The sequence below is a fragment of the Haemophilus parahaemolyticus genome, assembly GCF_018373095.1.
Lineage (GTDB): Bacteria > Pseudomonadota > Gammaproteobacteria > Enterobacterales > Pasteurellaceae > Haemophilus_A > Haemophilus_A parahaemolyticus_A.
The window spans coordinates 1-17,401 of sequence record NZ_JAHAHT010000004.1; the positions used below are offsets into that span (position 1 = coordinate 1).

14 protein-coding genes and 1 pseudogene are annotated in these 17,401 nt (G+C 38.3%); 11 read left to right on the top strand and 4 right to left on the bottom strand.

The annotated features are described in order from the left end of the window. From KH943_RS01085 to KH943_RS01115, 7 genes and pseudogenes are all read left to right on the top strand, one after another. Window positions 1-131: pseudogene (locus KH943_RS01085) on the top strand (zinc metallopeptidase RseP); the annotation flags it as partial. A 53-nt stretch (window positions 132-184) separates the two neighbouring features. Further along, entirely contained in the window at window positions 185-2,614 is a 2,430-nt protein-coding gene (gene bamA, locus KH943_RS01090) for an outer membrane protein assembly factor BamA (RefSeq protein ID WP_304106468.1), read from the top strand. 73 nt (window positions 2,615-2,687) lie between these two features. Then, window positions 2,688-3,458: an OmpH family outer membrane protein gene (locus KH943_RS01095; protein WP_304106470.1), complete on the top strand. Its 771-nt coding sequence runs from the start codon at window positions 2,688-2,690 to the stop codon at window positions 3,456-3,458. Then, window positions 3,458-4,480 (top strand): UDP-3-O-(3-hydroxymyristoyl)glucosamine N-acyltransferase, encoded by a 1,023-nt coding sequence (gene lpxD, locus KH943_RS01100; RefSeq protein ID WP_304106472.1) that lies wholly within the window; start codon window positions 3,458-3,460, stop codon window positions 4,478-4,480. The genes KH943_RS01095 and lpxD overlap by 1 nt, the downstream gene beginning before the upstream one ends. A gap of 40 nt (window positions 4,481-4,520) precedes the next feature. Next, window positions 4,521-4,985 carry a 3-hydroxyacyl-ACP dehydratase FabZ gene (gene fabZ / locus KH943_RS01105; RefSeq protein WP_304106474.1) on the top strand — a complete coding sequence of 155 codons (465 nt, stop codon included), beginning with the start codon at window positions 4,521-4,523 and terminating at the stop codon, window positions 4,983-4,985. A gap of 26 nt (window positions 4,986-5,011) precedes the next feature. Further along, window positions 5,012-5,806: an acyl-ACP--UDP-N-acetylglucosamine O-acyltransferase gene (lpxA, locus tag KH943_RS01110; protein WP_304106476.1), complete on the top strand. Its 795-nt coding sequence runs from the start codon at window positions 5,012-5,014 to the stop codon at window positions 5,804-5,806. 73 nt (window positions 5,807-5,879) lie between these two features. Beyond that, entirely contained in the window at window positions 5,880-7,235 is a 1,356-nt protein-coding gene (locus tag KH943_RS01115; RefSeq protein WP_304106478.1) for a sodium-dependent transporter, read from the top strand. Window positions 7,236-7,303: 68 nt separating this feature from the next. Here the strand turns inward: KH943_RS01115 and rdgC are convergent, their stop codons facing one another. From rdgC to KH943_RS01130, 3 genes are read right to left on the bottom strand one after another with little or no spacing between them, the layout of a single operon-like run. Next, the gene (gene rdgC / locus KH943_RS01120) at window positions 7,304-8,209 is read right to left on the bottom strand and encodes a recombination-associated protein RdgC (protein WP_304106480.1); all 906 of its coding nucleotides are present in this window, start codon (window positions 8,207-8,209) and stop codon (window positions 7,304-7,306) included. Window positions 8,210-8,226: 17 nt separating this feature from the next. Continuing rightward, window positions 8,227-8,985 carry a class I SAM-dependent DNA methyltransferase gene (locus tag KH943_RS01125; RefSeq protein WP_304106482.1) on the bottom strand — a complete coding sequence of 253 codons (759 nt, stop codon included), beginning with the start codon at window positions 8,983-8,985 and terminating at the stop codon, window positions 8,227-8,229. Window positions 8,986-9,024: 39 nt separating this feature from the next. Further along, window positions 9,025-10,329 carry a cation:proton antiporter gene (locus KH943_RS01130; RefSeq protein WP_304106484.1) on the bottom strand — a complete coding sequence of 435 codons (1,305 nt, stop codon included), beginning with the start codon at window positions 10,327-10,329 and terminating at the stop codon, window positions 9,025-9,027. A gap of 154 nt (window positions 10,330-10,483) precedes the next feature. Here KH943_RS01130 and KH943_RS01135 point away from each other — a divergent pair, with 154 nt between their 5' ends. The 4 genes from KH943_RS01135 to priA all read left to right on the top strand — a co-directional run bounded on the left by KH943_RS01135 (window position 10,484) and on the right by priA (window position 16,692). Next, window positions 10,484-12,358 (top strand): SurA N-terminal domain-containing protein, encoded by a 1,875-nt coding sequence (locus KH943_RS01135; protein WP_304106486.1) that lies wholly within the window; start codon window positions 10,484-10,486, stop codon window positions 12,356-12,358. Between the two features lie 112 nt (window positions 12,359-12,470). Next, the gene (locus tag KH943_RS01140) at window positions 12,471-13,220 is read left to right on the top strand and encodes an ABC transporter substrate-binding protein (protein ID WP_304106488.1); all 750 of its coding nucleotides are present in this window, start codon (window positions 12,471-12,473) and stop codon (window positions 13,218-13,220) included. Between the two features lie 73 nt (window positions 13,221-13,293). Next, the gene (gene apbC / locus KH943_RS01145; RefSeq protein ID WP_304106490.1) at window positions 13,294-14,391 is read left to right on the top strand and encodes an iron-sulfur cluster carrier protein ApbC; all 1,098 of its coding nucleotides are present in this window, start codon (window positions 13,294-13,296) and stop codon (window positions 14,389-14,391) included. Window positions 14,392-14,478: 87 nt separating this feature from the next. Next, window positions 14,479-16,692 carry a primosomal protein N' gene (gene priA, locus KH943_RS01150; protein WP_304106492.1) on the top strand — a complete coding sequence of 738 codons (2,214 nt, stop codon included), beginning with the start codon at window positions 14,479-14,481 and terminating at the stop codon, window positions 16,690-16,692. Here the strand turns inward: priA and pyrE are convergent. Beyond that, entirely contained in the window at window positions 16,689-17,333 is a 645-nt protein-coding gene (gene pyrE / locus KH943_RS01155; RefSeq protein ID WP_304106494.1) for an orotate phosphoribosyltransferase, read from the bottom strand. The two genes, priA and pyrE, sit on opposite strands and share 4 nt — an antisense overlap. Between the last annotated feature and the right edge of the window lie 68 nt (window positions 17,334-17,401).

Sequence of the window (17,401 nt, forward strand, 5' to 3'; positions counted from 1 at the left end):
TATTAGCGTTGGAGGCGATAAAACGAAAACCTGTTTCAGAGAAATTTCAGCTACGTTTTCAACAGTTTGGAACGCTCTTTGTATTATCGCTGATGGCATTTGCGTTCATCAATGATGTTATTCATTTTTAAACAAGCGGTGTAAATCGCTTACTCTTTTACAAAACTTTCATAGGATAATTTCAATGAAAAAATTATTGCTTTCTTCTCTTTTAATTGCCAATGGTGTGATGGCGGCTCCATTCGTAGTAAAAGATATTCGTGTTGATGGTGTACAACCTGAAACGGGTAAGGCAATCATCTCTTCTTTGCCTGTTCGCATAGGCCAAACTGCGACAGATGAAGATATTTCTAATGTGGTAAGAAGTTTATTCATTCAAAATCGTTACCAAGATATACGTGCAACTCGTGAAGGCAATACACTTGTCATTAATGTTATTGAGCGTCCTCTTATTAATAAAGTTGATCTTGATGGAAACAGTGCAGTACCTAAAGATGCATTAGAGCAAAATTTAAAAGCTAATTTCATTACGAAAGGTGAAGTTTTTGATCCTCAAAAACTAGAAGCTTTTAAGCAAGGTTTAATTGAGCATTATCACTCTATTGGCCGTTATACGACTACTATAGATACGTTAACAACAAAAGATGATAACGGCGGTATGAATATCAAATTAGAGATTAAAGAAAGTGATGTAGCTTATGTTAAGCATATTACTTTTGAAGGTAATCACGCATTTAATACAAAAGAACTGATTAAACAGCTAAATATTCAGCCTGATGTTTCTTGGTTCAACATTTTTGCAAGTAGTAAATTTGAATCCCAAGAATACTCAAAAGATTTAGAGATTATCCGTGATTTCTATATGAATCGTGGATATGCAAAATTTGCTTTAACGGGAACAGATGTGAAATTTACTAATGATAAAAAAGAGGTAGATTTAATTTATCAGGTCTCAGAAGGCGAGCAATATAAAGTTAGTGATGTGCGTATTATTGGTAATACTGCTAACTTAGGAAGCCAATTAAATAGTTTTCTAAAAGATTATCAAACGGGGGAGCTTTTCCGTAAAGATGATTTACAAAAAATTGAAGAGGCTATTAAACAAAAGCTAGGTGAAAATGGTTTTGGTTCTGCTCAGGTAGAGATATATCCAAAATTTGATGAAGAAGCTAAAACCGTTCAAATAAGCTTTGTTGTTGATGCCGGACCTCGGGTTTATGTACGCAAAATTCGTTTTGAAGGTAATAATATTACAGCTGACTCAACATTGCGTCGTGAAATGCGTCAGCAAGAAGGGGCTTGGTTATCTACAAGTGATGCTTCATTAGGTAAAGTTCGCTTAGAAAGAACAGGGTTCTATGAAAGCGTTGATATGCAGATGCCTCCAGTTCCTAACACTACAGATCAGGTTGATTTGGTATACTCTATTAAAGAGCGCAATACAGGAAGCATCAACTTTGGTGTTGGTTATGGTACGGAAAGTGGTATCAGTTACCAAGCTGGTATCAAACAAGATAATTTCTTGGGAATGGGCTCTACGATTAGCTTAAACGGTACGCGTAATGACTATGGCACGAGTGTTGCTTTGGGTTATACCGAACCGTATATAACAAAAGATGGTATAAGCTTAGGAGGAAATGTTTTCTTTGAAGATTATGATAACTCTAAAAATGATAATGTATCCTCTTACAAACGTCGTAGTTATGGTACTAATTTAAACTTGAGTTTTCCCGTTAATGAATATAATTCATACTATATCGGAGCAGGTTATACACATGATAGTTTAAGTAATGTGCAACGTGAGTTTACACGTGAAAAATATGCAACTTCAATGAAATTCCCTATTTCAACCGTCGATCCAACACGCTATGGTAAGATGAAAGCTGATGATTATGACTTCTCATTTGGATGGAACTACAACAGCTTAAACCGTGGTTATTTTCCAACAGATGGCGCCTCAGCTAATTTAGGTGGAAAAATCACGATACCTGGTTCAGATAATAAATACTATCGTTTGAATGTTGATTTTGCGAAATATATTCCATTAAATCGTGAGCATAAATGGGTTATATCAACACGTGCGAATTTAGGTTATGCGAATGGATTTAGTGGTAAAGAAGTACCTTTCTACCAGCTTTATACTGCTGGTGGTATTGGTTCTATTCGAGGATTTTCTTATGGGGCAATAGGTCCAAAAGCATTGTATTATAATCGTAGTAGTGGGGTATTTAACTCTCCGAGTAATGATGTTATTGGCGGAGATGCAATGGCATCAGCAAGCCTTGAGTTAATTACACCAACACCATTTATTGCTGATAAATTTCAGCATAATGTAAGAACATCATTATTTGTAGATGTGGCTACTGTATGGAATACAAAATGGAAGCAAGACACGGTGATTGGTTATAATTCAAGTACTCATACCACCGTTACATTGAAAGATTTAGGTTTAGCTGATGCTAAAGATTGGAAACGTTATCGTGCTTCTGCGGGTCTTTCATTCCAATGGATGTCGCCAATTGGACCTCTTACATTCTCATATGCGAAACCTCTTAAAAAATATGAGAATGATGATGTTGAGCAATTCCAATTTAACATCGGTAGCACGTTCTAATTTTTTAAGCAGTTGATTTTGTAAAAAACTTATAAAAGAAGCTGCTTTAATTTGTTTAATTTAAGGATAAAAAATGAAAAAACTATTTAAAATCAGTGCATTAAGCACTTTACTTGCCACTTCCGCTGTAGCGAATTCAGCAGATACTATCGGTTTTGTTGATCCAAACTACCTAATGCAGAACAATCCTGTAATTATTGATGCTTCACTCAAATTTGAAAATTTTATGAAAGAAAATCAGGTTAAATTTGCAGATGAAGAGAAAAAATTAACAGAAGAAAATAAACAGCTCACTGAAGAACGTAATCAGCTTAATGTTGATACTCAGAATATTCAAAAAGAGCAAGCAACACTTGAGGCTACTTTGAAAAAAGATGTTGCTCAATTAGAGAAAGATGCACCGCGTTTACGTGCTAAAGAGATCCAAGCTCGCCAAGCGAAAATTGAAAGTAAAGCAAAAGCTTTTGAAAATAAAGTGGCTACTATCCAAAAACGCGAACAAGAGTTTTTGAAAAAAGCCGAAGATTTCCAAAAACGCGCCGATGCTTTTCAGAAAAAAATTGAAGAAGCGAATAAAAATAATGGTGGCTTAAATCCTCAAGAAGCACAAAAATTAGCGATTGATGAAGTGAATGCAACCATAAAAGAAGTAGCGAAAGCAAAAGGCTATACCCTAATTCTTCAACCACAAGTTGCACTTTATGCTGAAGATGAAAGCAAAGATATCACTGAAGCTGTGTTAGATGCAATTAAAGCAAAACATCCAGAAATTAAATTGCCAGAAACACCTAAAGCAAATGCAACAAAAACTGAGCAAACTAAACTAGAAGAAGCGAAAAAATAATGGCTACTTTCCGTTTAATTGAATTAGCGGAGCATATTGGTGGTACTGTCAGAGGTAGCACCGATTTGCCTATTCAAAGCATTGGCACTTTAGATAAGGCAAATGGCTCGCAAATTACCTTTATTTCTAATGCAAAATATCGCGAAAATTTAACCGCTTGCCAAGCGGGAGCGATTATTGTAACAGAAGATGATGTTCCGTTTTGTCGAGAAGATCAAAATATTGTGATCGTCGTGAATCCTTATTTAGCTTACGCCTTACTCGCTCAATATATGGATAGCACACCAAAAGCCGCAACCGATATTCATCCAAGTGCAGTTATTTCGCCTGAAGCAAAATTAGGGCAAAATGTGTCGATTGGTGCGAATACGGTCATTGAAGCTGGTGCGGAGCTTGATGATGATGTGGTTATCGGTGCAGGTTGTTTTATTGGTCAAAATAGTCAGATTGGTAAAGGTACACAGCTTTGGGCAAATGTTTCTGTTTATCATCAAGTTAAAATTGGTGAGCATTGCCTAATTCAGTCTTCAGCTGTGATTGGCTCAGATGGTTTCGGTTATGCTAATGATAAAGGGCAATGGATAAAGATCCCACAAACTGGTGGTGTCATTATTGGTAACCGTGTGGAAATAGGGGCTTGTACTTGTATTGACCGTGGTGCTCTCGATCCAACGGTAATTGAAGATAATGTCATTATTGACAATCTCTGCCAAATTGCTCATAACGTTCATATTGGTTATGGCACTGCGGTTGCAGGTGGTGTTATTATGGCAGGAAGTTTGAGGGTTGGGCGTTTCTGCCAAATTGGCGGTGCAAGCGTATTGAATGGGCATATGGAAATCTGTGATGGTGCAATTATCACAGGGATGAGTATGATTATGAAGCCAATTACTGAAAAAGGCATTTATTCATCAGGTATTCCAGCTCAAGCTAACAAGCAGTGGCGTAAAACAGCAGCTTTAACGATGAATATTGATAAGATCAATGAGCGTGTTAAAGAATTAGAAAAAAAACTAGCGTAATAAACTGAATTTAATCAAATTGATAGAGGTCTTTTAAATAATGACAATTGAAATTCAAGAAAATATAGAACCCAAGGTAATTGAAGTTACGGAAATTATGGATATGCTACCGCATCGCTATCCATTCCTTTTAGTGGATCGTGTAACAGACTATAAAGAAGGCAAATGGTTAAGAGCGGTAAAAAATGTGAGCGTAAATGAACCTTGCTTTACGGGGCATTTCCCACAAAAACCCATTTTCCCTGGCGTATTAATTTTAGAAGCAATGGCCCAAGCTACAGGTATTCTTGCTGTTGCAAGCTATGGTAAAATGAAAGAGGGCGAACTTTATTATTTTGCAGCAATTGACAATGCTCGCTTTAAACGCCCTGTTGTGCCAGGCGATCAATTAGTTTTAGAAGTTGAATTTCTAACAGAAAAACGTGGTATTACCAAATTCACAGGTAAAGCCTATGTAGATGGTAAGCTAGTTTGCGAAGCAGACTTAATGTGTGCCAGAAAATAACCCAAATTAGGAAGGGGAAGTGTATTATGCGTTTTATTGATTCAACCGCAAAAATCAGCCCATTAGCGATTGTAGAAGAAGGGGCTCAAATTGGAGCTCACGTTGAAATTGGTCCATTTTCTGTTCTCGGTAAAGACGTGAAAATTGGAGCGAGAACTAAAATTCATTCGCACGTGGTTATTAATGGTATTACTGAAATTGGTGAAGATAACCATATTTTCCAATTCGCAAGCATTGGTGAAATCAACCAAGATTTAAAATATCAGGGTGAACCAACGAAAACGATTATTGGTGATCGTAATCGTATTCGTGAGAGTGTGACTATTCACCGTGGCACAGTACAAGGTGGTGGAGTGACTCGTGTAGGAAATGATAATTTATTTATGATTAACTGCCACATTGCACACGATTGTAGCATTGGTAACCGCTGCATTATCGCAAATAACGGTACACTTGCAGGTCATGTGACTTTAGATGATTTTGTGATTGTTGGTGGGATGTCGGCTATTCATCAATTTGCTGTGATTGGTTCGCACGTAATGCTTGGTGGTGGTTCTATGGTGAGCCAAGATGTACCCCCTTATGTGATGGCACAAGGCAATCACGCTCGCCCATTCGGTATTAACTTTGAGGGCTTAAAGCGTCGCGGCTTTGATAAACCTGCAATGCACGCTATTCGTGCTGCTTATAAGTTAATCTACACTTCAAATAAGACAGTAGAAGAAATTTTACCAGAATTAGAAGAAATGGCGTTAAAAGAGCCAGTGGTTGCGGTTTATCTTGATTTCTTTAAGCGTTCAACGCGCGGTATTATTCGTTAATTTTTAGTGTGTTTTATCAGGTTTACCCTGTTGTTTAACAGGGTAAACTTGTTTTAGGAGATTTTATTTTTTTATGTCTAATCACGAAGAACGACAGTCTTGGTCGAGCCGATTAGCTTATGTAATGACCGTTGCAGGAGCAACTGTCGGTTTCGGTGCTACGTGGCGTTTTCCCTATCTAGTAGGTGAAAATGGCGGTGGTGCTTATGTTTTCTTATTCTGTGTTGCAATGATTGTGATCGGTATTCCGATGATCTTGGTTGAGAATATTATTGGTCGCCGAATGAAAGTGAATGCGATAGATGCGTTTAGCGGTTATGCAAATGGTAAAAAAATTGCCGCAGGTTGGAAAATTTTAGGTTACACTGGTTTGCTCGGGGCTTTCGGGATTCTTGCTTATTATATGGTGCTTGGTGGCTGGGTGATAGAATATATCAGCAGTCTTTTAACAGGTAAACTAGATTTTTCTCAGCCACTTAATGTGGAATACACTTCATCTTTTTTGAAAGAGAATATCCATGACAATCCGTGGGGAATTATTGCCTACACATTTCTTTTCGTTATCGTAAACTACTTTATTCTAGTGAAAGGGATCGTAGATGGTATTGAACGTTCTGTTAAATATTTAATGCCAATTCTCTTTTTATTCTTGCTTGTGATGGTGATTCGTAACGTAACCTTGCCTGGTGCAATGGAAGGGATTTCATTCTACTTAATGCCAGATTTTTCTAAAATCACCCCACAACTATTTGTTTTTGTGCTAGGTCAAGTATTCTTTGCATTAAGTCTAGGTTTCGGTGTGTTAATTACACTTTCAAGCTACTTAGACAAAAATGAAAACCTAGTAAAAACTGCCGCCATTACAGGTGTTATGAATACCATCATTGCAGTACTTGCAGGCTTTATGATTTTCCCATCGCTATTTAGCTTTGGCGTGCCGACTAATTCTGGTCCAACCCTTGTGTTCCAAAGCTTACCTATCGTATTCTCAAATATGTGGGGTGGAACGCTCTTTGCGATTATTTTTTTTGGTTTGTTAGTGGTTGCTGCATTAACTACATCATTAACAATTTATGAAGTGATTATTACCGCTTTACAAGAAAAAACGAAAATGGGACGTAAAAAAGCGATTGCAGTTACATTAGCCGTTATTTTCATCTTAGGAAATATTCCATCTGTATTAGGCGATAATCTTTGGAACGACGTCACCATTATGGGTAAAAGCATTTTTGATGCTTTTGACTACATTAGCGGTAATATTCTCTTTATTTTAACCGCATTAGGTAGTGCTATTTTCGTTGGTTTTGTCTTAAAAGAAGAGGCTAAAGAAGAATTAGGGGCAGGAAAAATGTTTACCGATCTTTGGTTTAATTACGTAAGATTTGTGATCCCAGTGATTATTCTTGTAATTTTCTTTAATTCGCTATAATTATGAATTTCTGGGGCTAATGGCTAAGTATTTTGGTATTAAGCCCCTTAATTATTTCCTAAGCTTGATTAAATCCGCTCTTCAATGCCACCGAATTCTTTAATGATTTTTTGGGTAAAGTGTTTTAATTCTTCGGTCATCAACAAGAAATCAGCATCGAAACGCTGAGCAATATCTTCTTTTAAAATATCATCATTTTTCTCATGAATTTCATCAGCAAATTTAAGGCGAGAAATAACCGCTTCTTCATTCAACACGCAAGAAAAATGATTTTCCCAGTCGATTGCAATTTTGGTCACAAATTTACCCGCTTGTAAGTGTGGGGTAATTTCCTCGCTTTCAAGCAGCTGATTTTTACAACGAATTATGCTACCACTTTCAAAAGATTTTAACTCGGCTTCTTCCAACAAATTTAACCATGCAGGCGTATAACCTTTTGCTACCCAGTCAGTCATGGCTTTATAAGGCGGAATAACAAAAGAAATTGGCACAACTGGCAACGAACCTAAGGTTTTACGCAGCAATGCAAGCGTATCTTCCGCTCGTTTACTTGAGCCCGTATTAACGTAAATTAATTGAGCATCTAAATCCAACCAAATTGCAATGAATTGATGTTTGCTAAAGGCTCGCGGTAACAATATGGAAATAACCTGATCTTTAACCGCTTGCTTCTCTGTTTTTTTGAGTTTACGAGCCTCTTTTTCCTCTAATTCTACGATGCGTTTTTCCGTCTCTTGTTTCACTACATTTGCAGGCAAAAGTTTGTTTTCCTGATGAGAAACTAGCAGAAATTGCTTACTTTGTGAAAAGAAAAGTTGATCAGAACTTGCAAGCGGTTGGCTCCAGCCAAATTTGCTTATATCGTGTGCCTCGCAAGGTGTGAAGCGATTTTCAGTTAATTGCTCATTAAGTGTTTGTTCATCTAGCATTAACTTGCTAGTGAGACGATAAATCATCACATTTTTAAACCACATAGATTATCCTTAATAAATTATTTCAATTTTTTAACCGCTTTCACAAACAATAGTGGTGGTCGGTGTTGTAAATCTTTAAATTCATTATGCCATTCGGGCTTGTTGGCAAGCATCGGTTCTTCCACTTGAGTAATTTCAAAATCTGCTTGAATAAGTTGATTAAAAATCGTTGCCATCGTACGGTGAAAGGTTTTGAATGATTGCTGAAACCAGCTGCGATCTCGTTCACCTTCATCGCGATAATAATTCAAGCGATAAGCCACTTGCTTCTTTTGCTCATTCTTTTCCCATCGATAGCCATTACGATAGCAGGTCACAATCGGATGCTCTTGCGAAAAAATTAGTGTGCCACAAGCGGTCATTTTTGAAGATATTTTTACGAGTAAATCGGCAAAATCTTCAATATAATGAAATGCGAAAGAGCTTACAACCACATTGAAATCCTGTTCAGGCATTTGATCAAGTGCTTCCATTGGTGAGCAGAAAAGGACAAAATCCCGCCCTTTTTGCCAATGCTTAGTAAGATCTTCTTCCGCTTTTTTAAGCATCAACTCCGATAAATCTAAGCCAACAACTTTACTCGCACCTTGTGCTAAATAATAGGTAAGATGTTCACCCATTCCACAACCTAAATCGAGCACTTTTTTGCCTTTGAGTTCAGGTAGCATTGCAAACATCGTTGGTTTCTCTACCATTTCATTCATACTGATGGGATTGTGCCGAAGCTGTTGGTAGCGTTTAAAAAATATGGGGGTATCATAAATGCTTTTTTTCAAATTTGCCTCATCTCTAGAACCGCTTATACCATAATAAAATTAAGGCTTACTCGGCTGTAAATATTCCTCACGATTTGGATCAATCGTTTTCGATTTTCTGATCATCGGTTCTATGGTTGAACCTTGCACGAGAATGGAGAACATTACGACTGCATAGGTCATCACAAGGATCAAATCTTTCACATCGATTGAGCCTGCGTATGCGGTTTTGCTTGGAATAGAAAGTGCCATCGCAAGTGCTAAACCGCCACGTAAGCCTCCCCATGTCATAATTTTCAGCGTATAAGGGTTGTAAGTTCTAAATTGTTGCATTCCTTTAAATGGAATCCAGAGGCTGAGATAACGCGAAACTAAACAAACTGGAATCGCAATAATCATCAACAGAATGCCGTAAAATTCAAAGTCTACCAACAACAACGCAAAGCCAATAAGGAAGAAGAGCAGTGAGTTTAAAAAGTGGTCGATCATCTCCCAGAAATGGTCTAAATAACGTTGGCTCTGTTCAGAGAAACCTGAACAGCGCGTCCAGTTACCGATCATAATCCCTGAAACAACCATTGCAAGTGCACCTGAAACGTGTAGCACATTAGAGGCAAACATAAAGCCTGCGGTTGGAATAGTAAGTGTGATGAGAATTTCCATCGAACCATCATCGGTTGAAGAAATCAGGATGTGGGCGATAAAACCAAGTAAGAAACCCAATAAAATCCCGCCAATAGCTTCGTGCATAAAGAGGCTAAAAATATTGCCTAGTGAAGCCTCTTGACCGCCAAAAGCGACCGTAAAAACCGTCACAAAAATAACTAAGCCTACGCCATCATTAAATAGTGACTCGCCTTCAACTTGCATCGATAAACGTTTTGGAGCACGTAAGTTTTTTATAATGGCTAACACAGCGATAGGGTCGGTAGGTGAAATTAATGCACCGAAAACCACGCAGTAAATAAAATTAATTGGTAAGCCGATAAGGTTTGCGGGTGCCCAAATTAATAAGGCAATCAGGAAGGTAGAAATTAGCGTTGAAATGAGAGCGAATGCGGTGATTTCCCATTTTTGATCTTTCAACATAGGCAATTTTACGCCTAAAGAGCCCGCAAAAAGTAAGAAGCCTAAAATGCCGTTGAGTAAGAAACTTTTGAAGTCGATTTGCTCCATCACATTTTTAGCAATAACGTCAATTTTGAACCAGCCGAAAGAACCTAAAACCCAGACTAATAGAGAGCAAATCATTGCAGCTGCAGTAATGGCGATAGTTGATTGCACGCGAGCAGAAATTTTGCTCGTGATAAATCCAAGTAAGATAGAAAGTGCTGCCAGAAAGCAAATATAGGCATAAATATTCATCAAGAAAATCCTGTATGTTTCTGAATAGAGAAATGAAAAGAGCGTGCATTCTATCATAAATCAATTGATAAAGAATGGAAAAATCAGATTTGAGAAAAGCTGACTTTACAGTATAATTCACAACATTTTCTGATTTTAAACCTAGGAAACTTCTATGATTGAAAAATGGCATGAAAAAAGCAATGGGATTACTTTCAAAATTATTTTTGCCCTTGTCTCGCTTTCGTTTGTATTAGCGGGCGTGGGCACAGGATTTATTGGAGTGAATACTTCAGCGGTGAAAGTGAATGGTAAAGAGATCTCTCAGCGTGAATTTAGTGATGCAAAAAATCGTCAGCAACAAACTATGGCGAATCAAATGGGATCGCAATTCTGGGATTTAATGGATAATCCGAAATTTGCTGCAGAGTTTGATCAATCTGTTCTTAATAACCTGATTAATGATGAATTACTTCGCCAATATATTGATGAATTAAAATTAGGCGTGAGCGTTGATCAAATTAAATCAGAAATTGTGCACAGTCCTTATTTCCAAAATAATGGTAAGTTTGATAATAATTTATATCAACAAACTTTACGTAATGCAGGTTTAAATGCTGATGGCTACGCTCAAATTGTGGGACAAGGTATTCTTTTTTCTCAAATGGAAGAAGGCGTTTTAGGAACGAATTTTAATGTGCCTGCTCAAGAAGAGTTGTTGGCAAAATTGTTATTCCAAAAACGCCAAGTGCGTTTAGCGTCTTACTCTTTAGCAAATGAAGTGCAAAAACAGACCGCTTCACAAGAGGAGTTGCAGGCTTTCTATGATAAGCATAAGACACAATTAGTGATGCCAGAGCAGTTTGTGGTGGAATATGTAACTTTATCTCCAAAACAAGTAGAAAATAAGGTGCAGGTTACGGATGAGCAAATTGCTACTTATTATGAAGCGAATAAAGCACAATATGTCACCAAAGGCGAATCTCAATTTGCACATATTCAAGTAACAAATGAAGCAGAAGCGCAGGCTATTGAGCAGCAATTAAAGTCAGGTGCTGATTTTGTAACCCTTGCAAAAGAAAAATCGTTAGATAAATTATCGGCAACCAAAGGCGGTGATTTAGGTTGGGCAAAAGCGGGCACATTTCCAGCTGAGTTTGAAAAGGCTGCGAACGCATTGCAAATAGGGCAAGTTAGTCAACCAGTCAAAATGGGCAATGAATATCACATTATTAAAGTGTTAGATCGTAAACCAGAAACAGCGTTACCGCTAGAGAAAGTGAAAGAAAACATTGTGAATACCTTGCGTCACGAATTAGTTGGTGCTGAATATTCAACTGTCACTCGCGATATGGCAACTAGGGCAAATGAAAATATTAGTTCATTAGAAGAAGTTGCAAAAGTAGCTGGTGTTGAGGTGCAAACAACGCCAATGTTCTCTCGTGAAACATTACCAGAAGCATTAAAATCTGATGCGGTAACTAAAGTGCTTTTTGAAGGTGATTTAGCACAATCAGGTCAAAACTCAGAGGCATTAGAAGTGGGCAATGAAAATGCCTCTCGCACGATGTTTCTCCGTGTAAAACAACACGAACCACAACGTGAGAAAACGTTTGATGAAGCGAAATCAGACGTGGAAGCGATGGTGAAACGTGAGAAAGCGGAAACAGTATTACTAGCTCAAGCGAATGCTCAGGTAAAAGCATTAAGCGAAGGTAAAAATGAGGTTACTTTCGGCGGAGTTCAAACACTTGTTTATGTTCAAGCACAAGCAGAACAACCTGCATTTGCCAAAGCGGTATTTGCAATGCCAAAACCAGCGGACAAACCAACTTTCAGTGTCACTCGTAATACTCAAGGCGATGTGCTATTAGTGGCATTAGATAAAGTAGAAGATGGTTCATTAAATGAATTTAAACCACTTCAAGCTCAATTTGATGACGCAAATCGCACCACCTTACGTGCCGATTTAATCAACAATTTACGTGAGCGTGCGTCAATTGATGTGAATGAAGAGTTTATGCAACAGCTAAATTCGACAGCACAGTAATCATCTATTACGTTATGTTAGGGCAGAGATTATGATCTCTGTCCTTTTCTTTATTAATTTCTCCAAATTAGCGTATAATAGCCATAGTTTAGAAATATACTCAGGTATTTGTATGGCTTATTCTCTTTTTCAATCTCAAGCGGTGAAATTTGCAAAAAATTTTGCAATATTTACCGCTTGTTTTTGTTTCTTTTTGCCAGCGAATGCCAAAACGGTAGAGAAAGCCGCTTCGTCAGCTAAACTTTGCACTTATTTTTACGATTTTAATTTTCACGATCCGCAGTTAAAAAAGTCTGAAGTTCGCCAAGCTATTAAAGCGATGGTCTTTTCAAATCGGATCAAATATGAAAATGGTGAAACCAATCACCATATTTTGCCGAAATCGTTACAAGTAGAAACGGAAAGTTATTGGTCGCCCATTGCGGTTGAACAGTTGCTGATGCAGAGCGGCATACGTCCCAAGTCGCCATTACATTTGAATATTCTATTTGAAAATCAAAAGCCACATAACGTTATTGGAAGACAAATCAGCCGAGCATTGGCACAATCAGATCTGATTCGTGTTAATCCGCAAGCGGTCAAAAAATCAGAGTTGATTGCACAAAGGAATAAAGGTAAATACCATATTATTCGCAATGAGCAATGTGTTGAAAAAACTAATCCAATGCTTTTTTTAGCTCGCTTTGCTTCAAAAAGCCCTGAAAATTACAACGGATACGCTAATGCTGATGTGGATAAGTTATTAGCAAAATTACAGACTAAAAAGCTAAATAGAACGAAACGTGCTACGTTAATTCAACAACTTGTTGAGATTTTAGAGCAAGATGTCGCGATCTTACCATTATACGAATTTTCTAAATAACCTCTTTTTAGGGATTGATTTCATTGTTTAAATCTCCTATTTTTTAGCGATTACCTACTAATTAAGGATAATTATGAACCAACTTACCGAACAACAACTGAACGAAATCAAGTTCGTGCTTCAAAATTTTACGCACGAAACTTTACATAAAGATTTAATTGCATTGAATGCACTGAAAAAAGCAGAGCTAGGTGCAGGTATTTTACGCCTTGAATTTACTATGCCATTTGCGTGGAATAGTGGCTTTGAAGCCTTAAAACAAGCAACGGAAGTAAAGTTAAAAGAAGTTACTGGAGCGAGCGAAATTAAATGGATTTTGCATTACAACATCGCGACCTTAAAGCGTGCAAATCATCATCCTGCAGTGAATGGAGTGAAAAATATTATTGCTGTTACTTCAGGCAAAGGTGGTGTAGGGAAATCAACCACGTCGGTAAATTTAGCGTTAGCCTTAAAAGCACAAGGGGCTAAAGTGGGTATTTTGGATGCTGATATTTACGGTCCTTCTATTCCACATATGCTAGGTGCGAAAGATCAGCGTCCAACTTCGCCAGATAACAAACATATCACGCCAATTGAAACTTACGGTATTCAATCAAACTCAATCGGCTATTTGATGGCGGAAGATAATGCAACCATTTGGCGTGGACCAATGGCAAGCAGTGCATTAAGCCAATTACTTAACGAAACTTGGTGGAATGAATTAGATTATTTGGTCATCGATATGCCACCAGGCACGGGCGATATTCAACTTACCCTTTCTCAACAAATTCCTGTGACAGGTGCGGTTGTAGTGACTACCCCGCAAGACATAGCATTGCTAGATGCGATTAAAGGGATTTCAATGTTCCAAAAAGTGTCAGTGCCAGTGTTGGGAATCATCGAAAATATGAGCGTGCACATCTGCCAAAATTGTGGACACCACGAAGATATTTTTGGCACAGGTGGAGCAGAAAAAATTGCGAAACGCTACGGCACGCAAGTATTAGGGCAAATGCCGTTGCACATTCGTTTGCGTCAAGATTTAGATGCGGGAATACCAACTGTTGAGGCAGATCCAACCCACGAAATCAGCCAAGCCTATATTGAGTTAGCGGGCAAAGTGGCTTCTGAATTATACTGGCAAGGTCAGGTTATTCCGTCTGAAATTATGATTCGTGAAGTGAAATAATTATTTTCAAAATCTTTTGAAAATTCTAAAAGGGCAATAGATAATAACGCTATTGCCTTTTCCCTTTTGAGCCGATGAAATCAGCTTATGAAACTAATCCGCGTTGCTTTACCCGTACCGTTAAATCGCTATTTCGACTACCTTTTGCCTGATTTTTTCTCTGCAGTAAAAGGGGCAAGAGTATCTGTGCCTTTTGGTTCACAAACCAAAGTCGGCATTGTGATTGATTTTCCTGAAACAAGTGACATTCCCTTCGAAAAACTCAAACCCATCAAAGCAGTGTTAGATTTAGAACCAATTTTTGATGAAGAGATATTTAAACTGCTCAACTGGGCTTCAAGCTATTACCATGCCCCAATCGGCGAAGTATTGACTAGTGCGTTACCTGTAAAACTTCGTCAAGGTGATTCAACCGAGCGTGCTCAGCCAGACTATTTTATTGTGTCTAAACTCGGACATTCCGCCCTTGAATTGGGTGAACTCAAGCGGGCGAAAAAGCAACAGGATTTACTTAATGAATTAGTTCAATTCGCAAACTTTTTCGAAAAACCGACCGCTTGCAGCTCGTCTGCGTGGAAAGGATTGATTGAAAAAGGCTTCATCGAAAAAATCAATATTCCCTTTACATCGCAATCTTGGCGAGAAAGATTGGGAAATCGACCGCTTGTAAATAATCAAAATCGCTTGGTGCTAAACAAACAGCAAACCTTGGTGGTGAGCCGTTTGAGCGTTCGCAACGGTTTTGAGGCGTTTTTACTCAATGGTGTAACAGGCTCGGGTAAGACTGAAGTTTATTTGCAAGCGATTGAACGTTCGCTCAATCGTGGCGAGCAGGTGCTTGTGCTTGTGCCTGAAATTGGTTTAACACCGCAAACTATCCAGCGTTTTAAAGCCCGTTTTAATGTGGAAATGGATGTGCTGCATTCCAATATGAATGAAACTGAACGCCTGAATGCGTGGCTTCGTGCAAGAAATGGTGAGAGTGCAATTGTGATTGGCACGCGCTCGGCACTTTTTACCCAATTCGAAAATTTAGGCTTGATTATTATTGATGAAGAGCACGATAGTTCATTCAAACAGCAAGAAGGCTGGCGTTATCACGCTCGTGATTTAGCGGTCATTCGAGCAAAAAATCTTGCGATTCCAATCATTTTAGGTTCAGCCACACCAAGTTTAGAAAGCGTGCAAAATGTACAGAAAGGCAAGTTTACTGAGCTTACTTTAACCGCTCGGGCGGGCAATTCACAGCAGGTCAAACAACAGATAATTGATTTGAAAACACAACGTGTTACTGCAGGGCTTTCTGAGCAGCTGCTTGCTAAAATGAAATCGCAGTTAGCTAAAGGCAACCAAGTGATGCTATTTTTGAACCGCCGCGGTTTCGCCCCTGTGTTGCTCTGCCACGAATGTGGTTGGGTGTGTGAATGTGAGGCCTGCGATAAACCCTACACGTACCATCAAAAACAGCGTGTGTTGCGTTGTCATCACTGCTCTTCGCAACGGATTATTCCTCGCCAATGTGGTCATTGCGGTTCAACCAATTTAGTAACAACTGGCTTAGGCACGGAACAACTTGAACAAGTACTTAGCGAACAATTCCCTGATTATAAAATTAGCCGTATTGACCGCGACTCGACTGCCCGCAGAGGCTCGTTAGAAGCTCATCTTAACGAGATTCGCGAAGGTAAAAGCCAGATTTTGATTGGTACGCAAATGCTTGCTAAAGGACACCACTTCCCGAATGTCACTTTGGTGGCGATTATCAACGTGGATTCAGCACTGTTTTCAACTGATTTTAGAGCCGAAGAGCGTTTAGCTCAACTTTATTTACAAGTTGCAGGGAGGGCTGGGCGAGCTGAAAAACAGGGGGAAGTTGTACTGCAAACTCACTATCCAGACAATCCTTTGCTAAAAAGTCTGGTTGAAAAAGGCTACACTGAATTTGCTCAAGAAGCACTCAAAATGCGTCAATTGATGATGCTTCCGCCTTTTTCATCACAAGTGCTCTTTAAAGCAACGAGCAAAAACAGTGAACAAGCGGTGCAGTTTTTACAAGAGTTAGCGAATTTCTTTGCCATAAAATCCAATGAATTGGGCTTACAGGGATTACAAATCCGTCAGCCATTTTCTGCACCGCTCGCGAAAAAAGCAGGTTATTACCGTTGGTTATTGCTTATTCAACATCCATCCCGAATGGTTTTGCAAAAATTGTTGGATTTGTTTGATGTTGAACAAGAGCGGGGGACGATGCCAAGTTCTATTAAGCTTGCAATAGATATCGATCCGCAAGATATTGGTTAACAAACTCCATATTGTTCCCGATAAGCTTTCATTGCAGGTAGAAATGGCGCATATTCAGGTGATTTCTCAATAAATTGTACAAGATCATCAAAATCTACAATAGAAAATACTTGGCAAGCGTAATCACGTTCTACTTCTTGAATTGCTGAAAGCTCACCTTTGCCTTTTTCTTTTCGATTTAATGCAATTAATACGCCCGCTAATTTTGCTTGATTTGCTTGGATAATTTCCATTGATTCGCGAATGGCTGTACCTGCAGTAATAACATCATCCACTAATAAAATGTTACCTTTTAATGGTGCACCTATTAAATTTCCACCCTCACCGTGATCTTTTGCTTCTTTGCGATTAAAGCAGCAAGGTTTATCAATATTAAAATGGTTAGCGAGTGCAACAGCGACTGTTGTTGCAATCGGAATACCTTTATAAGCAGGTCCAAATAAAACATCATAGTCTAATTGGGAAAACTGGATTGCTTGAGCATAAAACTCACCTAATTTTGCCAAGTCATAACCTGTATTAAATAAGCCTGCATTGAAAAAATATGGACTTTTTCTACCTGATTTTAAGGTAAATTCACCAAATTTAAGTACCTGACGGCTGAGAGCAAATTTAATAAAGTTGTGTTTATATTGTTCCATTTTAGTTTCCTTAAATACGCTAATAAGCGGTTGATTTTACGATGAAAAACAAAAGTTATTTAGTATAT

What these genes read in the sequence shown, in the direction of transcription:
- bamA (WP_304106468.1), top strand. Translation starts at nt 185, where the DNA reads ATGAAAAAATTATTGCTTTCTTCTCTTTTAATTGCCAATGGTGTGATG.
- KH943_RS01095 (WP_304106470.1), top strand. Translation starts at nt 2,688, where the DNA reads ATGAAAAAACTATTTAAAATCAGTGCATTAAGCACTTTACTTGCCACT.
- lpxD (WP_304106472.1), top strand. Translation starts at nt 3,458, where the DNA reads ATGGCTACTTTCCGTTTAATTGAATTAGCGGAGCATATTGGTGGTACT.
- fabZ (WP_304106474.1), top strand. Translation starts at nt 4,521, where the DNA reads ATGACAATTGAAATTCAAGAAAATATAGAACCCAAGGTAATTGAAGTT.
- lpxA (WP_304106476.1), top strand. Translation starts at nt 5,012, where the DNA reads ATGCGTTTTATTGATTCAACCGCAAAAATCAGCCCATTAGCGATTGTA.
- KH943_RS01115 (WP_304106478.1), top strand. Translation starts at nt 5,880, where the DNA reads ATGTCTAATCACGAAGAACGACAGTCTTGGTCGAGCCGATTAGCTTAT.
- rdgC (WP_304106480.1), bottom strand. Translation starts at nt 8,209, where the DNA reads ATGTGGTTTAAAAATGTGATGATTTATCGTCTCACTAGCAAGTTAATG.
- KH943_RS01130 (WP_304106484.1), bottom strand. Translation starts at nt 10,329, where the DNA reads ATGAATATTTATGCCTATATTTGCTTTCTGGCAGCACTTTCTATCTTA.
- KH943_RS01135 (WP_304106486.1), top strand. Translation starts at nt 10,484, where the DNA reads ATGATTGAAAAATGGCATGAAAAAAGCAATGGGATTACTTTCAAAATT.
- KH943_RS01140 (WP_304106488.1), top strand. Translation starts at nt 12,471, where the DNA reads ATGGCTTATTCTCTTTTTCAATCTCAAGCGGTGAAATTTGCAAAAAAT.
- apbC (WP_304106490.1), top strand. Translation starts at nt 13,294, where the DNA reads ATGAACCAACTTACCGAACAACAACTGAACGAAATCAAGTTCGTGCTT.
- priA (WP_304106492.1), top strand. Translation starts at nt 14,479, where the DNA reads ATGAAACTAATCCGCGTTGCTTTACCCGTACCGTTAAATCGCTATTTC.
- pyrE (WP_304106494.1), bottom strand. Translation starts at nt 17,333, where the DNA reads ATGGAACAATATAAACACAACTTTATTAAATTTGCTCTCAGCCGTCAG.